Here is a 17356-nt window from a genome sequence, read left to right as displayed (position 1 = left end):
ATATCACCTTTTCCTGAAAATTATTTTCTCTATATTCTTATTGTAATCATTTTCTAAAGATATTTCAATACTTTTTTGAAAATATTTTTCAATTTATAGTTATTTATTTTCTAATATGGATCTCTTCTCTCATATAATCAAAATCTATTAGATAAGTTAAGTCTTACTTTTCTTTATGCGAACTACTTTCCCTTAAAAATAAGCAATAAAAAAAGTGCATAAATTCCTACAATTTTATGTTGGAACTTTTATGCACTTTCATCAACATACACTTCATTTTTACTACTCAATGTATCTAATCAAAATTTCCCATTAATTTTAATCAGTTTATTCTTTATAAAGAACTTCAAAATCTTCAAAAACTACTAATAATTCTTCAGTAAATTCGTAGCCTATTTCTTTACCCTCTTCTTTAAAAAATCTTATATGACCATCTCTCCAAGTTTCCAAACATTCGTCTTCCCCTTCTCTTTTACAGATATCATAAGTAATATCTTTAAATGGAATAATCGAAATGTCTTTAGTTTCTATTACACATTTAGGATTTCCCTTCCAATCTGTTACAATACTTAAATTACCTACCTGTGGAGATCTTATCTCTTCTTTTTGATATGAAATCAAACTACTTGAAGTTGCTTTTTTCTTTCCTTCAAGTACAAGCTCTAACAATTCATTTGCTAAGTATTCTGTAAGTTCAAAATGAAAAACTTCTAAATATTTTGTGCTCTTATCATAACCACTTTCTTGTAAAAATCTATTCCAAAACAAATCTATTTTATTCATTTTATCGCCCTCTTCTTATGAATAATAATGTACAAATATTCCTTTACTTTATACACTCCATTATAAACAGCTTATGGATACTTAACAAAATATACTATCCCCTTATTTCATGACTATCTATTCTCTTTAACTTCAGTATGAAAACTACTCAGTACAAATTTAAAATACAATACTATAGCAATAAAGAAAATTACATAACCTATGACTTTTAATGTAATTATATTCGGTAATATTATTGTAGCAATTGATTTATTAATTGTATTACACTCTATATATTCAAGTGCATTCTGTATACTGTTAGGCTTGGACTCATACAAACCTAATGTAACTGGAATTACTAACCACGCAAAATTTCTAACGATTTTATACTCCCATATAATTTTCATAAATTTTCTATACACCACTTTCAAAGATATTTGAGTAGTTGATCATTTTTTAGTTATTTCACTTTTTCTATTACCACGTTCATCAAAATTTTTCTTTAAGGCTCTCTCCGTAGGAAAAATAGAACCAATAAAAAAAACAAGCTGTATACCACAAAGTATTCCCCCAAAATTTCCTACAACATTTTCATCTTTTCCAATTACAAATAACATGGCTATGGCAGAAATAACAAGCATAATTCCTCCTATAGTTAGCCACAGTTTTCCACAATAGTGATGTGCAAACTCCCAAGTATCTTTATTTTTCATAGACATAGATGTTCTGTACCCATAAACTCCATTGATTTCTTTTGGTGCATTTTTCATAAACAATTTACCAAACCCAACCATTGTAAGTGGAATTAATAAATCTGAAACCATCATAAAAATCCAAAATCCCATTTTAATTTCCCCCATAATTTAATCAAATTCTTTATATATTCCATTATATATATCTTATAGATAATTAATCCAGTAATATTTATAAATTATTATATTTAAATATTTAAATTACTTTTCTTAAAATAATATATTATCATAGCTGTAAGGAATATTTCTTTATACTATAAAAATTTAGTATCTACATCACCTTTTTCATTAAAATATATAAGCCTATTTCAATCATTTCAGATAACTAAATAATCAATAAGATTAACTATAGTAATTTTATAAAATAAAAAGATATGAGAAGACTAAACCTCTCATATCTTATCAAAAACTTATATTAAAATTTCCAAAGTAATTCCCTATAAATTCTCTATTTAAATCCTAAAAGTAATCCTACTTGATATACAATTGTTGATACTATAAGTGCTACAACAAAAGTTCCTACTGCTGCAAAGATTGTCCATTTAGTTGAATTTGTTTCCCTCTTTATAGCACCAAGTGCTGCAAGACATGGAGTAAATAATAAAGTCATAACCATATATGACATAGCTGAAAGTGGTGTAAAGTGTGCTGCAATTGCTGTAGTTAACGCATCTCCTTCAGATACTCCAGCATATAACATACCTAAAGTTGCAACAACTGTTTCTTTAGCAATTATTCCTGAAAATAATGCAACTGAAGCTTGCCATGTAGCAAATCCAGCTAAAGCATATATAGGTGCTATAAATCCACCAATCATACCAATTATTGATTGCTCACTATATTGTTCTACACCAAATGGTAATACTGATAAAATCCAAATAACCACAACTGCTGGGAATATAACAATTCCTGCTTTTTTAATAAATGCTCCACCTTTTTCCCAAGTTAATGTTGCAACATTTTTAATAGATGGCATTCTATAACTTGGAAGTTCCATTACAAAATATGAAGTTTCACCTTTAAATAGAGTTTTACTTAGTAAATTTCCGCAAAGTAATGCTATTATAATACCTAATAAATAAAGACATAATAAAATAAGTGCTGCATGTGTTTGGAAGAATGCATCTATAAATACAAGATATATTGGAAGTCTTGCACCACAAGATACAAATGGATTTATAAGTATGGCTATCATTCTATCTTTTTTACTTTCAAGTGTTCTAGTTGCCATTATACCTGGAACATTGCAGCCTGATCCAATTATCATTGATACAAAAGTTTTACCATGAAGACCAAGTGCTTTCATAATTCTATCCATTATATAAGCAGCCCTTGCCATATATCCACTGTCTTCTAAAAGTCCCATTAAGAAATACATAACCATAATTAATGGTACGAAAGTAAGAACAGCTCCAACCCCTGCAAATATACCATCATTAACAAATCCTGTTAAGAATTCTGATGCTCCAAATCCTTCTAATTTACCAACTATAAAAGTTCCTAAATCTGCAATCAATTCTCCTGCCCACTCTTGTAAAAATCCACCTACATTAAATGTTATACTATATAAAACATACATAATTGCTGCAAATATAGGTATTCCAAGGAATTTATTAGTTACAATACTATCTATTTTATCTGACATTGTTTTAACTGATGTCTTTGGTTTTTTAAGTATTCCTTTAGTTATACTGCTAATATAGCTGTATCTATCGTCTACGATTGCCATTTCTGGGTCTAGACCCTCTTCTTCTATGTACTCATTTATAAGCCTATCTGATGTTTTTACTATATTTTCATATCCTTTTTTACTCATATAATCTTTTATATAGCTATCATTTTCTAACAGCTTTAACGCTATCCATTCTGATGAATAATCTAATCCTTTTGCAGTACCTTCAATCTCTCTCTCTAAGAAACCAACTTTTTCCATTAGCTTTTTATTTATATTGAATCTTCTAGTACTTTCTTTTTTAAGGTTTATAGTTTTCTCTATAAGCTTGTCTATTCCTTCTTTCTTTGTTGCAATAGTTTCAACAACTGGAACTCCAAGTCTTTTAGATAACTCATCAGAATCTATATTAATTCCCTTTGCTTTTGCATTATCCATCATGTTTAATGCAACAATAACATTTACTCCAAGTTCAAGTAATTGAACTGTTAGATATAAGTTTCTCTCAATATTTGCAGCATCTACAACATTTATAACTGCATCAGGCTTATCTTTTATTATATAATCTCTAGCTACTATTTCATCTTCAGAGTAAGCACCTAAACTATAAGTCCCTGGTAAATCAATTACATTATAATCATTTCCCTTATACTTTAAAGTTCCTTCCTTCTTTTCAACAGTAACACCTGGCCAGTTACCTATATGTTGTCTAGATTTTGTTAATACGTTGAATAAACTGCTTTTTCCACAGTTTGGATTACCTGCTAAGGCTATATTCATTTTTGTACCCCCTAAAATTTTACGAATAGTTAAGCTATTTTTTCGTAACAACTTAACAGATTCTTTTTTTCCTATTCTTCTACTAATATTTTTTGTGCCATACCTCTATTAATTGCTACTCTCATTCCACTTATCCCTATAATTAATGAAATACCATCGTTTTTGATTATGTCTATTATTGCTCCAGTATTAACTCCCATTTCTTGAATCCTCTTGCCCATTTTTTCATTTATCCTAATATCTTTAACTGTCACTGATGTCCCCTCATCAATAAAAGCCATTGGTACCATAAAACCACTTCCTTAAACTAATATTGCATTTGCCTCTTCTTTTCTTAATGTTAGCTTGTACCCTCTTACATAAACCTCAATTGGATCTCCAAGAGGTGCTTTTCCTGTTATTTCGATTAAAACTCCAGGTGTTATTCCCATATCCATTAGTTTTCTTTTTACCTTGCTATCTTTATCAAGTCCTTTTACTTTAATCTTATCTCCAACATTATACTTAGATATCTTTTCCATAACTCTACGCTCCTTTTATTTTCTCTTAATTAGATTTAAAGCTTTATCAGTGAATTCCCATTGAATAATTGGATTTAATGACTTTTCATTGCATCCACAGCTACACTTCTCACAAGCTGCACTACTGCAATCACCTTTTTTTATATACCCTGTAAGCTCAAGTTTATTTTTATACTCATCTACTACTTCTTCACTCATCTCTAAATTTTTTGCTATATTTTTTGAAGAGAAGTCTTTATTAGAATACATATAATTCAATATATCTTTTAACACTTAATCACCCCTTAACTGATATTGAATATCATTACCCGTAATTTCATATTAATAGTTTGTTTAAAAATTGTCAAATTTATTAACTTCTTCTATTATTTATTTGAATTTAATTAAAAGAATTTATCTCTCATTTCCTTTATAATTGTACTTTTTCCTATAAATACCTTATTATCTTTTTTAATTAAATTTATTCAATAAAAATAGAGCATTAATCAGAATTATTTTCTAATTAATACTCTATTTAGATAATATAGATATATTACTTTTAAGAATTATTAAGCGCTCTCTCTTCATCTATTTTCTTTTCTAATTTTTTTATATAAACATTTTGACCATCATCCATCTTTTTTATTACTCTTTTAGGGAATAAGTCTTGTAATTCCTCTTTATAATCGTCACCACCATTTGGATACTTATGACCTATAACTTCAAAATCATCATTTACCTTTAATTGAACTGGCGTAGATACTACACTTTTATCATTTGCTTTTAGGAGCCAAATATAAACTTCATCATTATTAACCCCTAGAATTTCAAATGCATTATAAGATCTGTTATTTGTCTTTTCACAAATATCATCAGTTTTACTCTCTATGTATTTTGTTAAGTTCTCTATTTCTTTTGTTGTTATCTCTTTTCCACCCGACTCTACCTCTCCGTCAGACTCTACATCTCCACTAGACTCTATAGCATTTTCACTAGAGTTATTATTTACATAATAAGCTCCACCTATTAAGAGCGCTAATAAAAGACAAGCTACTATAAATTTTTCCATAGAATACTCCTCCTTGAAATTTAAATTTCGTACATTTTAAAGGAATTTGTAATAAATCGTTACAATATTAATTCTATGTCAAAACCTATATCTTTTATTCACTATATTATCTTTTTATATAATTTTATTCGTCACATTTCTTTTCAAAAACTAAATCAAAGGTTTGAATTTGACCATTATTTCCATAAAACTCAGTTGGTATAGCACTTACATATCTCCAACCCTCTTTGCTATAATTATCTATTAATTCCCTGTGATCTGCTTCCCTAAACATTCCACTAGTAGTTGCCTCCACATACATATATTTATACATATAAACCCCTCCAATAATATTATAGAAATTGTATTTATCAAATTAATAACCCTATTTATACAATAATCAACAATTAATTTCAAAACGTTATCATAATTATAACATAAATTCAATAATTTGTATTTTAATGAAATAAAAAAGACATTAGCTAGACTATGTTATCTAAGCTAATGTCTTATAAATTCCATTGTTTTATGATTCTTTTATTTTGTGAATTTCCTATTCTGCATCTACTATATCAACAGCTGCATCTATTGATTTCCTATTAAGAATGTTAATCAATAAAGAAACTCCCACTGCAATTACAGCTGGTACTACCCATGCAAATCCCGCACTAGCTAATGGTACAAAGTTAAATAGCCCATTAAGTGCTGTTACTCCAAATTGAGTGTGAAGCACATCTAAAATAGATACTACAAGAGTTGTGTATACTGTAATCTTATAAGTTAACTTACTCTCTACTCCAATTACATTAAATAATATAAGAATTATTTGTATTGGGTAGAAAATCATAAGTATTGGTAATGCAAGTTTTATTATGCTACCTATACCTGCAATTGAAACTACTGCTGATGCAACACAAATTATTGTAACTATAATTTCGTATTTAACCTTTAAAAGTTTTGAGAAGAACTCTCCTACCATTGCAGTTAATCCAATTGCTGTTGTAAGACATGCTGCTGCAACTGCTATTCCAAGTGCTATCTTACCAAAGTCTCCTAATACCATATGTGCAATACCTATAGTTAATTCTGTTTGGCTTATTCCTTGTGGAAAATATCCTCCAAGGGCTGCACCTAAGAATAATAATCCTCCATAAACAAATACAAATCCAATACTTGATACTATACTTGCTTTTTTAAGTATAGATTTCTTATCTGAACTTTTAGTGTATCCTAATGCTACAATAGCATTTATAGCAATTACTGCTGTAAGTGGCGCACCTAAAGCATCCATTGGTTGGTATCCATTTATAAATCCATAACTAAATGAATTTCCTGTTCCTTGTGTAAACATGTGCTCTGTAAAGAAGACACCTTTAATTATGATAATTGCAAGAATAACCAAAATAATTGGTGTTAATACCTTTCCAATATATCCTACTATCTTTGTTGGTCTTAAAGTCAATACTAAAGCTATTCCAAAGAATATTACTGCAAATACCCATGGGCTTATTACATTACCTATATTAGGTAATATCCCCATTTCATATGTACTAGCTCCTGTTCTAGGAATTGCAACGATAGGTCCTAAGCATATAAGTATTAGTGCTGTATAAATATTTGTAAATTTAGATCCTATCTTTTCTCCAAACTTTTCAAGTGATCCTGCTTTATTAATTGCCAATATTCCAAGAAGGGGTAGTCCTATTCCTGAAATAAAGAATCCTAATAAAGCCATAAACCAATTTCCACCTGAATTTATCCCAATCTCTGGTGGGAATATTAAGTTTCCTGCGCCAAAGAATATGGCGAATATTGTGAATCCTACTGCTATGAAATCATGTTTTTTATTCATGTTCATACCTCCTATACTACTATAAATTTTTCTTCTTTTAAGTATCTACAATATTACTTTTAAATACTTAAATCCTACGTAACTATCTTCTCTTTTTACCTATGCTACTACGCTACATATTTTGTCCTATTTTATCATAGAAATTAATATTTTGTAAACACAATTTTCTATTTTCATTTGATATTTTATTAACTTTTAGTATAAATTTTGTATTCTTAATCAAATAATAGAACTTATTTTTTATAATATTATAAAAATTTTTTCTACACTTTTATTATATGAATTAATATTTAATTTTTTACTTTTTATAATATAAAAGAAAACCCTATCTCTAGGATTTTCTCTTAATAGCTATACATTACTAAAATTATTCTTTAGCATTATATTAAAACGTAATAAATAAAGTTAATTCATATGAGATGAATTCTAAGAATCTATGTTTCAGCATTATACTTAAACATAACCTAATTATTGAACATAATGTTATTCAAATAACTTTTTATATACCTTATTTATAAACTCATCTTCTCTAATATTATCTAAACCATTTCTAATATCAACTACTCTATCTTCTGAAATAATCACATATTTTTTAAAATTATCATCAGAATATATTTTTATATTCTTAGTTAAATTAATATTTCTTTCACTCATGTTAAGTTCATATTCATCAAGTTCATTTAATAATCTATTTTTATAAAGTTTAATTACCCAAGGATATTTACTTTCAATAATTGTGTAATCTAAACCATTATTATCATAGTCATAACTATATTGTATTCGCTTGGCCAAAACACTTGATTGAATATTTTTATATGGATTCTCATCCGCTTTATCAATTTCAAAATCCGCTACTGTTAAATTTAATTCATAGGCTATATTATTATCTTTTAAATCAAACCAATTAACCATTGGAGATGCTAAAACCTCAATAACCATAATAAGACTGATAATAGTTATTCCTATAGTAATAAAGATATTAATCCCAGTAGAAACCTTAAGTTTATCAATTGATTTATAAGAAATTACCATGACTATAACTGGTATAAGTATTAATAATAAATCTACAAAGGTAATCCCATCTCCAATAATCATAGAAACTATTAATGTAATTACAGCTAATACAGCATTTAATAGCATAATAGAATTTTTTATTCTTAGTTGTTTATAACTACCATAGTGTTTAAGCTTATTTTCTTTAAGCCTTCTTTTAGTTTTTAAATACCAACAGAAAAAGCTTACAACCTCTATAAGATTAATAAGTATTATAGTCACCATAAGTATACTTAATACTATACTTAAATTTGAAGAAAGCCAATGGTCTGGTGTTCCAGAAAAAAACTGTGAATAAATATTGACCATAAATAATATAACTATAGCCAATTGATTAAATACATAATAAGATGAGGATTTATAGATTGATTTAAAAAGCTCTTCTGGCTCTTTATAAATAGAGATAGTCTCACATTCATATTCTGAAGCAAATATTTGCACCTTATTAGCCTGACATATGAATCTCCACCCATCAGCTTCACGGCCCCTTCTATATTCTAATACTTCATCATTATCTTTAGTATCAAAAATAGAAATTTTATGAAGAGTATCTACTGAGTAGCTTATCTTCCTAGGCTTTATTTTTTTGAACTTGAAAAAGTTCATTGATATTGATTGTAGGATCCACCCTTTTTCTGCCATGCTCTCTAAATATTCTTTAACAGCATTGCATTCGTAAGGTTCAAATAAACATAGTGTTATTTTGGTATCTTTAAATCTCATACGCCCCCCTTATATAAATATTAATTACACTTCTATATAAGTAATTATATAGAACCTTCATATATAATTAGTAACATTTTAGTAATATAATTACATATATATTTAAAAGTTAGTAGTTATAAGTTATTAAAATAAATAAAAGGCAATAGAAATAATTCTATTGCCTTTCAAATCATATTACTTAATTAAAATCTATTATTCTATTCTTATACTGATTTCCCCTCACAAGATTAGATCTCTTCTCTGTTAATTCCTACTTTTATAAGTTGTTGATTTTTAATCTATTTAAAATGTTAAAATACAAATTGTGAATAGAGTAATTGTTGATAATGCCAGAAAAGCCAAAGAAACACCTGCTTTCTTTTTTCGTGATTCCATTGCAAGTTTATCAGCTTCACTCATAGAAGATGTATATTTTCTTCTCCCAATCAAATATAGTAATAATCCACCGCATCCATCTCCACTCAACGAGAAAATTCCCCAAAACTTCGGATGCTTCAATCCTCTACTTACAGCATCAAGTTCTGTCATTTTATAAACTTGATAAGCAAGAGTTAAAGCTCCTAACATTACAACAAATACTACTACAATTAAATACCAGCTCATATAAATCCCCCCTAAAATTTCTTGATTATTTGATAGAATAATACCGTTGTACTTAATACACCAACAGATGCACTGCCTATCATCAGATAATTATTCTTTACTATAATACTATTGAAAAAGATAAACAAAATCATAAATAACACATTCAATCCAATAGCAATTATCAGCTTTTTGTTACTACTCACAACATTCGTGCTTTCCTCCAAATGTTTTATCATGTTGGAATCTCCTTTCAGTAATTCGTCCAGACTGATACTATAGAGATCACTCAATTTGATTACACTTATAATATCCGGATAAGATTTTTCATTCTCCCAATTTGATATTGTCTGTCTGGAAACTTGTATTTTCTCAGCTACTTTTTCTTGAGTAAATCCAGAACCTATACGTGCATTTTTTAATTTGCTTCCAACCTCCATAACACCCTTCCTTTCACTAACATCTTGTCATAGTTGAGAATATTCGTCTATCAAAACTCTTTTACATTGGATTTTTTCTATGTCAAAATACTTTTACATGCCCATTTTACAGGCTTTTTCATATAAATTAATTATAAAGAGCCTTGTTGTTATTTATATAATTATATTAGTTTTAAAACATACTATTTTTTATTTTATAAATTTGATTTTAGCTTTTAAGAATATTCAAATCTCTGAAGTAATATTTTTTATCAATTATAACTTTATATCCATCACTTAATACTCTATATGTCCCTGCATCTAAGGGAGTTTCCATCCATGATGGCTCTACAATACCAAATTCAATTTCTCGTCCATCTTTATACCATACTCTGATTGAAGTACATTCTCCGTAATATTCAGTTTGTTTTTTCTCAATACTTCCAAATACTTTCGTAAAATCTTGATTTTCAATCATAGTTTCTTTATTGGATGTAATTATACAAATGTCTATATCAGAAGTTTCCTTATTTAACCCTCGTGCGTAAGAACCTACAACAATTACACTTTCGATATGTAAATCTTTTTTGCCCATTCTTCAATATCTTTAATAAATTTTTCTATCATAAAAATATATCCTCTCTATCGAATTCCTATTTATTTTATATTTATAATATATATTAACGTCCAACTATCTATTATTCACTATAGCATTTATTGTAAATATTGTATATTATAATCATTTCACATTATTACTTATAATACGTTATTTGCACTCATAAAAATAGCCTTAGCCAATTAAAATTAATTTCTAAGACTAACGCTCCCATTTAACTGTGCTATATTTTTGTTATATTGATATAAATATTATCATTTCAATATTAATAACAATTAAGCCCTCAACTAACTAGTCGAGGGCTTAATTATTTATATACTATTTACCTTTACCACTATACCTTCATTCAACCTTAATAAAAGACCAAATTTACTTATATGAGACTCTTCTAGCATTTGCTCGCTGAATAAATTCGCCTTATCCAAATCAAATATTTAGAGGCTTACTTATGGTAAAGTTCTCCGTAACTATCCCAAGTGAATAAGATTACTGGAGTAACCATATGGACAGCAAAACAATTTATTTTTCATTTCACATAAGTTTATTTCTTTTATTATTTAACGTTTATTCTATACCAAACTTATCTTCTGGATTAAAATCATCCGGATACTTCTCTGAAATAATAAGTTTTTTATTTTTATCTACACCTGCATAAAAAACATCTTTAATATTATTTATCTTTTTCTTTTTAAGTTCAGATTGTAACCACTTTTTATCTATACCGGCTATTTTAAGATTTTTATCTCTTATTTTCCCATCAATTATAATATCACTTAGCAAAGAAAGTCCCTTCACCTTTAAATTCATATCATATGGAGTTACTGGCTTTTTATCAGCTTTTATTAAAACTGATAATTTACCATTGCTCTCCATTATTGCAAATTGTACATCTTCTAAACTAAAAATATCCTTTTCTCGAAGCTTCATCATAAGCTCATTTATTGTGATTCTAAGTTTCTTAATATTTTTATCAATAATGCGTCCATTTTCTACTAATATTAATGTCTTAGCATTTATTATGCTTCTAGCTGTATAACTTTTTAAATTTAAATAACTAGTTGCTATAGTTAATAATGTAAACATTATTAATGCTACAAGTCCTGAAAATACTACATGATCCTTATCAATTATAATTTTAGCAATCATTGAGCCTATGGATATACCCACTATAAAATCAAAAAAATTTATTTGAGAAATTATTTTAATACCAATTAATTTGCTGAGAATTAATGCTAAAATATATATTAAAATACTTTTAATTATCGTACTAAGTAATATACTAGTATACATTCAAATTTACTCTCCTTATCTAAAATATAGTTATATTTTAAGCAAGTGGAATAATTTTATTCATTAATACTTTTTATTAGACTAAGATATAAGCGTATAAAATGAACTCTTTTTATATAAAAAACCTCCACTCAAATAGTAGCGAATTCTATATTAATGATATTTCAATATCAAACTTTAATTATATATTTTTATAAAAATAGCAGTTTGTTTAAAAAACCTACTTAAAAACAAGGGCACTAAAAACTTAAATTTTTTCAGTACCCTCATATTTATATATATTACTTTTTAGACTAGCCAAATATCATTTTGTTAACTAAATAATATTGAAATATTGCCTCCATCTTTTTCGTCCTATCTAAAAGGAGCTTCCATATCCTAATATCTTAATTAAAACCTATTTTTTCTTTACCGGAATCCAAACTTCGCTATAGTAATTTTTATCTAAAATTCCCTTTTCATACTCACTTGGATCATTATACATTTCTATATTATAACCTGCAGCAATCTCATAATCTCTACAGTTTGGTAACCACTCTGAGAATATTTTCTTATTAGTTTCTTGAATTGATGCTGGGCTTGGTCCATAGCAAGGGAAAACAGCCCAAGTAAACTTAGGAATTGTTTTAACTATATATCCTGCCATACCTTCTTTCTCTTTAGAATAATCCTCTGCAATAAGGTACTCAAATTCATTACCACCCATTTCCTCATCAATATTAATACCATACATTCCGCATATATCCTTTAACTTTCCTTGTGAAATATGCTCATTCCAGAATGAAGGTACCTCCATAAACGCTGAATCATATTTAAAATTTTTAGATGCTCCTATAACCTTAAATGCATCCTTCTCAAGTATTTTATAATCCATAATATATCCACCTTCCAATGAAAATTTGATTTTAAGGGCAACAAAAGACTTTATCATTGCACCCTCTTTACGAACCGCAGATGGTGTAACTCCATGGAATCTTGTAAAAGCTTTAGTAAAGCTGTCTGGAGAATCATACCCATACTTCATTGCAATATCTATTATTTTCCCATTAGTAGATAAAACTTCACTGCCGGCAAGTGCAAGTCTTCTTCTCTTAATGTACTCGCTTAGAGAATAGCCACATAACATTCCAAATCCTTTTTGAAAATAAAAAGGAGAAATATTTACTCTATCTGCAATTTCTTTCATGGATAAATCCTTGGTAATATTCTCTTCAATATATGAAATAGCTTCTCTAATACTTTCAATCCATTCCATAACTTTACCCCCTTACAATTCGTTAATCTAATCTTATCATCGTAAAAGATTGACATCCCGACTTTTTAAGCTTTCTTTTGTCCTATTATATAATTGACTTTAATTTAATATTTTACAAATTTCTTTTAATTTTGGTTCTTCACAGATATACTTCTCCGTATCAGTCATAAAGGAGTTTTTTTATTTAACATATCATTCATTTCATTATAATAAAACATTAAAAAAGGTTGTAGTTTACACTACAACCTATAACAATCTAAAATTATCTTCTATTTTGTTCTTTCTTAGCTCTTCTACAAGATACACATCTTGTTGGCTCATTTTCGAATCCTTTTTCTTTATAGAATTCTTGTTCTCCTACTGAAAATATGAATTCGCTTCCGCAATCTCTGCATGTTATTGTCTTATCTGTCATAAATATTCCTCCTGAAATTAAAGATCCTAAATTGATATAATAATCTCTAATTTACGAGAAACTATTTACCTAAATGAAACTTTTTTTGTTAGCAACTTTGCTACTTATTTATATTAACATATTATTCATTTCATTGCAATACTTTAATTAAAATATTTACTATAAATAGGTTTTATTGCAATTCATAATGTATAATCTATGATATTAAAAATCATTTTTTGAAAATTCTCTAGGCCATGAAAGTAAACTCTTTCTTGATATTTTTAACTGTTTTTCATTTGGAAAATTTAAATCACAGAAATAATTATGATAATTAGCTATCCACACATACTTGTCCCATACTCTTATATTTTTTTTATTTAACTCTAACATTTCTTCAACTTTAGCTTTATGTCTAAGAAGCAACTCTATTTGTACTCTTTCAAACTCATATTCATTGTTACATTCTGTGTAATATTTAAATACAGTATTTAAATAATTTAAAAACCACTGCCCATCACTATCGATAAGTATTTTCTTGTGTTGTGGCGCAACATCATAATTGTCTATATACTTTTGTAATCTACTCACTGTCTTATCGTCTAATATAATTCTTGGGTAGCAAGCTAGATTACTTTCAGTATTGTGAGCATCTAAAAGAGCTGGCCCAAAAACAATCTCTTCATTTATGTAAAATTCACCTACACTTACACCCCCTCTAACAAAAAGCCCTTCTAATGCTAAGTTAAATTGATATTCTGATACATTATCCAATATTTCGTCTAATTCTTCCTCACCATCATCTTTTATAGGGTATCCAACAATCATATTATCAGTATATATCTTTATCTTTCCTTGACTATACTTATTGGGGATTATACATTGTTTGTTCTTATTTATAAGAACGTTAATCTCATTAAGTAGCCTGTTTCCATTCCCCTCACTACAAGAGTCTACTATCATTTGTGAAAATCCTAATATATCTATAGTACATACCATAGAATTAATAAGCTTTGGATTATCCTGATTATATTTTTGCATAACTCTTTCAACACATCCTTACTTAAACTTCTTCTATGGCTACTATTTTAACATTTAAGGTAAGCTGTTGTGAAGATATTATGTTATCTCAATGAAAATTCACATTATTAAATTTATAAAAACCTCATTTATATGAAATTCTTCTAGCATTCGCTCACTGAGTAGTATTATATTTTTTCATTGCCTTTTCTTCATCTACAATATAGTAGTCTTATGCAAATCTAAAAAATATCTCTATTTAAAATCATTTTCTCTCCCGGTTTTATTCAATATATCTCGGTTTAATTTTTTACTAAATTTGTCGGTCCACTTTTTCGTATCACGTAAAAATTCGTCGCAAAAGCCAACAACATCTTTGCCTGTCACTTCGAGAACATGCTTGCCATCTGCTGCACTATTTTCAAACAACTCTATCAATTCTTGCTGAGCTTTCAACATATCTGATCCGTCACCTCCAGCTAAACTCCACATATATCCATGAATTTTTTCAAATACAAATCTATAGTCCTCTGGCAACGCTTCTACCCTTACCATTTGCTCTTTATACTCTTTTTTATCATCAATCTTTTTTTAATAAGATTTATCATTATTATTATCCCTCCTTATTAAACTTTTCCATAATCTCTTTATTTAGTTTTTCTTTTAATGTTTCTGTATCTAGAATATGAGCACGCATAAATTCATCACTAAACTTACTCACGTCACTTCCAATAACATCAGTAATCTTTCTTCCCGCAGCCGCACTAACTTCAAATAAATCTAATAAATCCGTAAACATAGTGATATCCGTAAATATTGTCATATTACCGCCAGGTGCTCCAACAGTATACATATACTTTTGAATTTTTTTAAATGCAAATCTATAATCTTTTGGCAGTTCATCAACCCTCTTCATCATTTGCTTATATTCACCTTTCTCATCTAAGTCTCCTATTATCAATTTTATAAAATTATCAAGCATTTTTTCTTTCCTCCTTTGCTTGTCATGCGGCTTCCTAATATTAATTCTAAATAATTAATTAGTAGTCTAACAATATTATAAAATACTATTTTAAGAACCCTTCTCTCCAATGATATAAAAATATTATCACTTTTATAATACAAAAATTAAATACTATATTTAAACTACTCTCATAACAGCTATAAATAAGACTATGTATAAGCATCATACTTAAACATAGTCTTATTACTTAACTTTTTTATTATTAACCTATTAAGAAATCTAGTACATTCCATCCATCACTAGTTTTTGCTTTATATAATTCCGTATATCCACATCTTGTACAGCTTATTGTAATAAATTTCTTATTTTGGACATCAAATATTTTTGCGAAATTTCCTCCAGTTGCTTGAAATTGATCTGATTCATAATGATCATTTCCACACTTTGAACAAATATATTGTTTCTTTTCCATAAATACCACTCCCTCTATATTAATTAAATTATATTTTACTATTAAAATTGCCTTAAAATCAAAATATTAATCTTAAATATAAGTCTACATTAATATATATTATATTTAAAACTTTTGATACTCCTGATATTAAAAAAGGTGCTAAATTCATAGCACCTTTATTTTCATATAATATTTTAGCCTGCCATTCCTATATACATTCCTACGAAGTATGGTATTAACCATATAAACCATACTACCATACTGAATTTATGGAATGCTTCTTTAGCTTTTTCGCTTCCTCTATTTAATACCCAAGTTGCCCATACAGCATGACATAACATTAATAATATTGCAAGCATACCTGTTGATTGGTGAATTAAAAGTTGTGTAGCTGTTATTGTTTTATCAGTACCTGCTTCTGCAATTCTACTCATTGTATATGTTCCTAATGTGTCACAAACTAAACCACACCAGAAAATAATAACGTGTTTCTTTTTTAGTACCTTTGCTCTATGCTCTCCCCATACACCTACTGTGTAGAAAATTAAAGCACATGTTATAAATATAATTGCTGGAATTAATAATTTTGGCATATAAATCTCTCCTTTTTTATTTTAATTTTTTTGTATTAAATTACTTAGCTTTCCTAAATTATTTTCTATAAGTATTAGATCTTCTTCAGAAATACTATTGAATATCTCTTTAAAACATCCATTTATATCTTCTTTTATTTCATTTGATAAGACCTGTCCTTTTTTAGAAAACATTATGTAAGTTATTCTCTTATCAGTTTCATCTTTAACTCTCTCTAAAACTTCCATCTTTTCTAATCTATCAACAATTCCTGAACAAGTAGATTTTTTAATTGACATATAATCACTAAGTTCTGTGATTGTTAATTTTTTAAAATGCGCAATAAACTTTATTACTGTAATTTGACTTTGAGTAAGCCCTCTTTCTTTAACTCTATTATTTATCTTATTATTTATTGTGGAATTGATTTCTTTTAAATAAAGACATATCCTAAATTCATGTGCGCCTTTCATCGTAGCCTCCTAGGATTAAATTAGTTAGCATCCTAACTACTTTTTCATGATAATACTTTTTCCGAGTAATTACAATGAACATACTATTAAATAACATTTAACAAACAAATACTAATTTTTAAGAAATTCATAAATTGAGAATGCATATATATAGATGTTATAATTAGTTAA

General features: G+C 27.7%; 23 protein-coding genes. All 23 read right to left on the bottom strand.

Annotated elements, in window-relative coordinates; all coding sequences use genetic code 11:
* Positions 1-327: 327 nt before the first annotated feature.
* A complete protein-coding gene (locus JOC62_RS01505; RefSeq protein ID WP_204593385.1) occupies positions 328-783 on the bottom strand; it encodes an ASCH domain-containing protein in 456 nt (151 codons plus the stop codon).
* Between the two features lie 113 nt (positions 784-896).
* Positions 897-1169 (bottom strand): hypothetical protein, encoded by a 273-nt coding sequence (locus JOC62_RS01500; protein WP_204593384.1) that lies wholly within the window; start codon positions 1167-1169, stop codon positions 897-899.
* Positions 1170-1211: 42 nt separating this feature from the next.
* A complete protein-coding gene (locus tag JOC62_RS01495) occupies positions 1212-1607 on the bottom strand; it encodes an SdpI family protein (RefSeq protein WP_204593383.1) in 396 nt (131 codons plus the stop codon).
* 355 nt (positions 1608-1962) lie between these two features.
* Entirely contained in the window at positions 1963-3966 is a 2004-nt protein-coding gene (feoB, locus tag JOC62_RS01490; protein ID WP_204593382.1) for a ferrous iron transport protein B, read from the bottom strand.
* Between the two features lie 71 nt (positions 3967-4037).
* Positions 4038-4256 (bottom strand): FeoA family protein, encoded by a 219-nt coding sequence (locus JOC62_RS01485; RefSeq protein ID WP_204593381.1) that lies wholly within the window; start codon positions 4254-4256, stop codon positions 4038-4040.
* Positions 4257-4268: 12 nt separating this feature from the next.
* Positions 4269-4487, bottom strand: a complete 219-nt coding sequence (locus tag JOC62_RS01480) for a FeoA family protein (RefSeq protein WP_204593380.1) — start codon at positions 4485-4487, stop codon at positions 4269-4271.
* Positions 4488-4502: 15 nt separating this feature from the next.
* On the bottom strand, positions 4503-4760 hold the full coding sequence (locus tag JOC62_RS01475) for a FeoC-like transcriptional regulator (protein ID WP_204593379.1): 258 nt from the start codon (positions 4758-4760) through the stop codon (positions 4503-4505).
* A gap of 265 nt (positions 4761-5025) precedes the next feature.
* Positions 5026-5535, bottom strand: a complete 510-nt coding sequence (locus JOC62_RS01470) for a hypothetical protein (RefSeq protein ID WP_204593378.1) — start codon at positions 5533-5535, stop codon at positions 5026-5028.
* Positions 5536-5659: 124 nt separating this feature from the next.
* On the bottom strand, positions 5660-5848 hold the full coding sequence (locus JOC62_RS01465; protein WP_204593377.1) for a DUF4177 domain-containing protein: 189 nt from the start codon (positions 5846-5848) through the stop codon (positions 5660-5662).
* A gap of 219 nt (positions 5849-6067) precedes the next feature.
* Complete coding sequence (brnQ, locus tag JOC62_RS01460; RefSeq protein WP_204593376.1) at positions 6068-7366, bottom strand: branched-chain amino acid transport system II carrier protein; 1299 nt, start codon at positions 7364-7366, stop codon at positions 6068-6070.
* A 483-nt stretch (positions 7367-7849) separates the two neighbouring features.
* Complete coding sequence (locus JOC62_RS01455) at positions 7850-9142, bottom strand: DUF2812 domain-containing protein (RefSeq protein WP_204593375.1); 1293 nt, start codon at positions 9140-9142, stop codon at positions 7850-7852.
* A gap of 285 nt (positions 9143-9427) precedes the next feature.
* Positions 9428-9748, bottom strand: a complete 321-nt coding sequence (locus JOC62_RS01450; RefSeq protein ID WP_204593374.1) for a hypothetical protein — start codon at positions 9746-9748, stop codon at positions 9428-9430.
* Between the two features lie 11 nt (positions 9749-9759).
* Positions 9760-10167, bottom strand: coding sequence for a helix-turn-helix domain-containing protein (locus JOC62_RS01445; RefSeq protein ID WP_204593373.1), 408 nt, complete (start codon positions 10165-10167; stop codon positions 9760-9762).
* A gap of 208 nt (positions 10168-10375) precedes the next feature.
* Positions 10376-10741 carry a nucleotidyltransferase domain-containing protein gene (locus JOC62_RS01440; protein WP_243424979.1) on the bottom strand — a complete coding sequence of 122 codons (366 nt, stop codon included), beginning with the start codon at positions 10739-10741 and terminating at the stop codon, positions 10376-10378.
* A gap of 585 nt (positions 10742-11326) precedes the next feature.
* A complete protein-coding gene (locus tag JOC62_RS01435; RefSeq protein WP_204593372.1) occupies positions 11327-12052 on the bottom strand; it encodes a DUF421 domain-containing protein in 726 nt (241 codons plus the stop codon).
* A 397-nt stretch (positions 12053-12449) separates the two neighbouring features.
* On the bottom strand, positions 12450-13307 hold the full coding sequence (locus JOC62_RS01430) for an AraC family transcriptional regulator (protein ID WP_204593371.1): 858 nt from the start codon (positions 13305-13307) through the stop codon (positions 12450-12452).
* 262 nt (positions 13308-13569) lie between these two features.
* Positions 13570-13722 (bottom strand): zinc-ribbon domain-containing protein, encoded by a 153-nt coding sequence (locus JOC62_RS01425; protein WP_148323715.1) that lies wholly within the window; start codon positions 13720-13722, stop codon positions 13570-13572.
* A gap of 204 nt (positions 13723-13926) precedes the next feature.
* Entirely contained in the window at positions 13927-14742 is an 816-nt protein-coding gene (locus tag JOC62_RS01420) for a hypothetical protein (protein ID WP_204593370.1), read from the bottom strand.
* A 234-nt stretch (positions 14743-14976) separates the two neighbouring features.
* Entirely contained in the window at positions 14977-15276 is a 300-nt protein-coding gene (locus JOC62_RS01415; protein ID WP_204593369.1) for a DUF1048 domain-containing protein, read from the bottom strand.
* Between the two features lie 58 nt (positions 15277-15334).
* Positions 15335-15703, bottom strand: a complete 369-nt coding sequence (locus JOC62_RS01410) for a DUF1048 domain-containing protein (protein WP_243424978.1) — start codon at positions 15701-15703, stop codon at positions 15335-15337.
* 244 nt (positions 15704-15947) lie between these two features.
* Positions 15948-16157, bottom strand: a complete 210-nt coding sequence (locus JOC62_RS01405; RefSeq protein WP_204593368.1) for a zinc ribbon domain-containing protein — start codon at positions 16155-16157, stop codon at positions 15948-15950.
* A gap of 176 nt (positions 16158-16333) precedes the next feature.
* Positions 16334-16732, bottom strand: coding sequence for an HsmA family protein (locus tag JOC62_RS01400; protein ID WP_204593367.1), 399 nt, complete (start codon positions 16730-16732; stop codon positions 16334-16336).
* A 21-nt stretch (positions 16733-16753) separates the two neighbouring features.
* Positions 16754-17185 carry a MarR family winged helix-turn-helix transcriptional regulator gene (locus JOC62_RS01395; RefSeq protein WP_204593366.1) on the bottom strand — a complete coding sequence of 144 codons (432 nt, stop codon included), beginning with the start codon at positions 17183-17185 and terminating at the stop codon, positions 16754-16756.
* Between the last annotated feature and the right edge of the window lie 171 nt (positions 17186-17356).

It is taken from the genome of Clostridium sardiniense, from assembly GCF_016907995.1.
Taxonomy (GTDB): Bacteria; Bacillota; Clostridia; order Clostridiales; family Clostridiaceae; genus Clostridium; species Clostridium sardiniense.
Note: the sequence above shows the minus strand (reverse complement) of the source record. Positions and strands in the feature narration are given on the sequence as shown.

What these genes read in the sequence shown, in the direction of transcription:
- JOC62_RS01505 (WP_204593385.1), bottom strand. Translation starts at nt 783, where the DNA reads ATGAATAAAATAGATTTGTTTTGGAATAGATTTTTACAAGAAAGTGGT.
- JOC62_RS01500 (WP_204593384.1), bottom strand. Translation starts at nt 1,169, where the DNA reads ATGAAAATTATATGGGAGTATAAAATCGTTAGAAATTTTGCGTGGTTA.
- JOC62_RS01495 (WP_204593383.1), bottom strand. Translation starts at nt 1,607, where the DNA reads ATGGGATTTTGGATTTTTATGATGGTTTCAGATTTATTAATTCCACTT.
- feoB (WP_204593382.1), bottom strand. Translation starts at nt 3,966, where the DNA reads ATGAATATAGCCTTAGCAGGTAATCCAAACTGTGGAAAAAGCAGTTTA.
- JOC62_RS01485 (WP_204593381.1), bottom strand. Translation starts at nt 4,256, where the DNA reads ATGGTACCAATGGCTTTTATTGATGAGGGGACATCAGTGACAGTTAAA.
- JOC62_RS01480 (WP_204593380.1), bottom strand. Translation starts at nt 4,487, where the DNA reads ATGGAAAAGATATCTAAGTATAATGTTGGAGATAAGATTAAAGTAAAA.
- JOC62_RS01470 (WP_204593378.1), bottom strand. Translation starts at nt 5,535, where the DNA reads ATGGAAAAATTTATAGTAGCTTGTCTTTTATTAGCGCTCTTAATAGGT.
- JOC62_RS01465 (WP_204593377.1), bottom strand. Translation starts at nt 5,848, where the DNA reads ATGTATAAATATATGTATGTGGAGGCAACTACTAGTGGAATGTTTAGG.
- brnQ (WP_204593376.1), bottom strand. Translation starts at nt 7,366, where the DNA reads ATGAATAAAAAACATGATTTCATAGCAGTAGGATTCACAATATTCGCC.
- JOC62_RS01455 (WP_204593375.1), bottom strand. Translation starts at nt 9,142, where the DNA reads ATGAGATTTAAAGATACCAAAATAACACTATGTTTATTTGAACCTTAC.
- JOC62_RS01450 (WP_204593374.1), bottom strand. Translation starts at nt 9,748, where the DNA reads ATGAGCTGGTATTTAATTGTAGTAGTATTTGTTGTAATGTTAGGAGCT.
- JOC62_RS01445 (WP_204593373.1), bottom strand. Translation starts at nt 10,167, where the DNA reads ATGGAGGTTGGAAGCAAATTAAAAAATGCACGTATAGGTTCTGGATTT.
- JOC62_RS01440 (WP_243424979.1), bottom strand. Translation starts at nt 10,741, where the DNA reads ATGGGCAAAAAAGATTTACATATCGAAAGTGTAATTGTTGTAGGTTCT.
- JOC62_RS01435 (WP_204593372.1), bottom strand. Translation starts at nt 12,052, where the DNA reads ATGTATACTAGTATATTACTTAGTACGATAATTAAAAGTATTTTAATA.
- JOC62_RS01430 (WP_204593371.1), bottom strand. Translation starts at nt 13,307, where the DNA reads ATGGAATGGATTGAAAGTATTAGAGAAGCTATTTCATATATTGAAGAG.
- JOC62_RS01425 (WP_148323715.1), bottom strand. Translation starts at nt 13,722, where the DNA reads ATGACAGATAAGACAATAACATGCAGAGATTGCGGAAGCGAATTCATA.
- JOC62_RS01420 (WP_204593370.1), bottom strand. Translation starts at nt 14,742, where the DNA reads ATGCAAAAATATAATCAGGATAATCCAAAGCTTATTAATTCTATGGTA.
- JOC62_RS01415 (WP_204593369.1), bottom strand. Translation starts at nt 15,276, where the DNA reads ATGGTAAGGGTAGAAGCGTTGCCAGAGGACTATAGATTTGTATTTGAA.
- JOC62_RS01410 (WP_243424978.1), bottom strand. Translation starts at nt 15,703, where the DNA reads ATGCTTGATAATTTTATAAAATTGATAATAGGAGACTTAGATGAGAAA.
- JOC62_RS01405 (WP_204593368.1), bottom strand. Translation starts at nt 16,157, where the DNA reads ATGGAAAAGAAACAATATATTTGTTCAAAGTGTGGAAATGATCATTAT.
- JOC62_RS01400 (WP_204593367.1), bottom strand. Translation starts at nt 16,732, where the DNA reads ATGCCAAAATTATTAATTCCAGCAATTATATTTATAACATGTGCTTTA.
- JOC62_RS01395 (WP_204593366.1), bottom strand. Translation starts at nt 17,185, where the DNA reads ATGAAAGGCGCACATGAATTTAGGATATGTCTTTATTTAAAAGAAATC.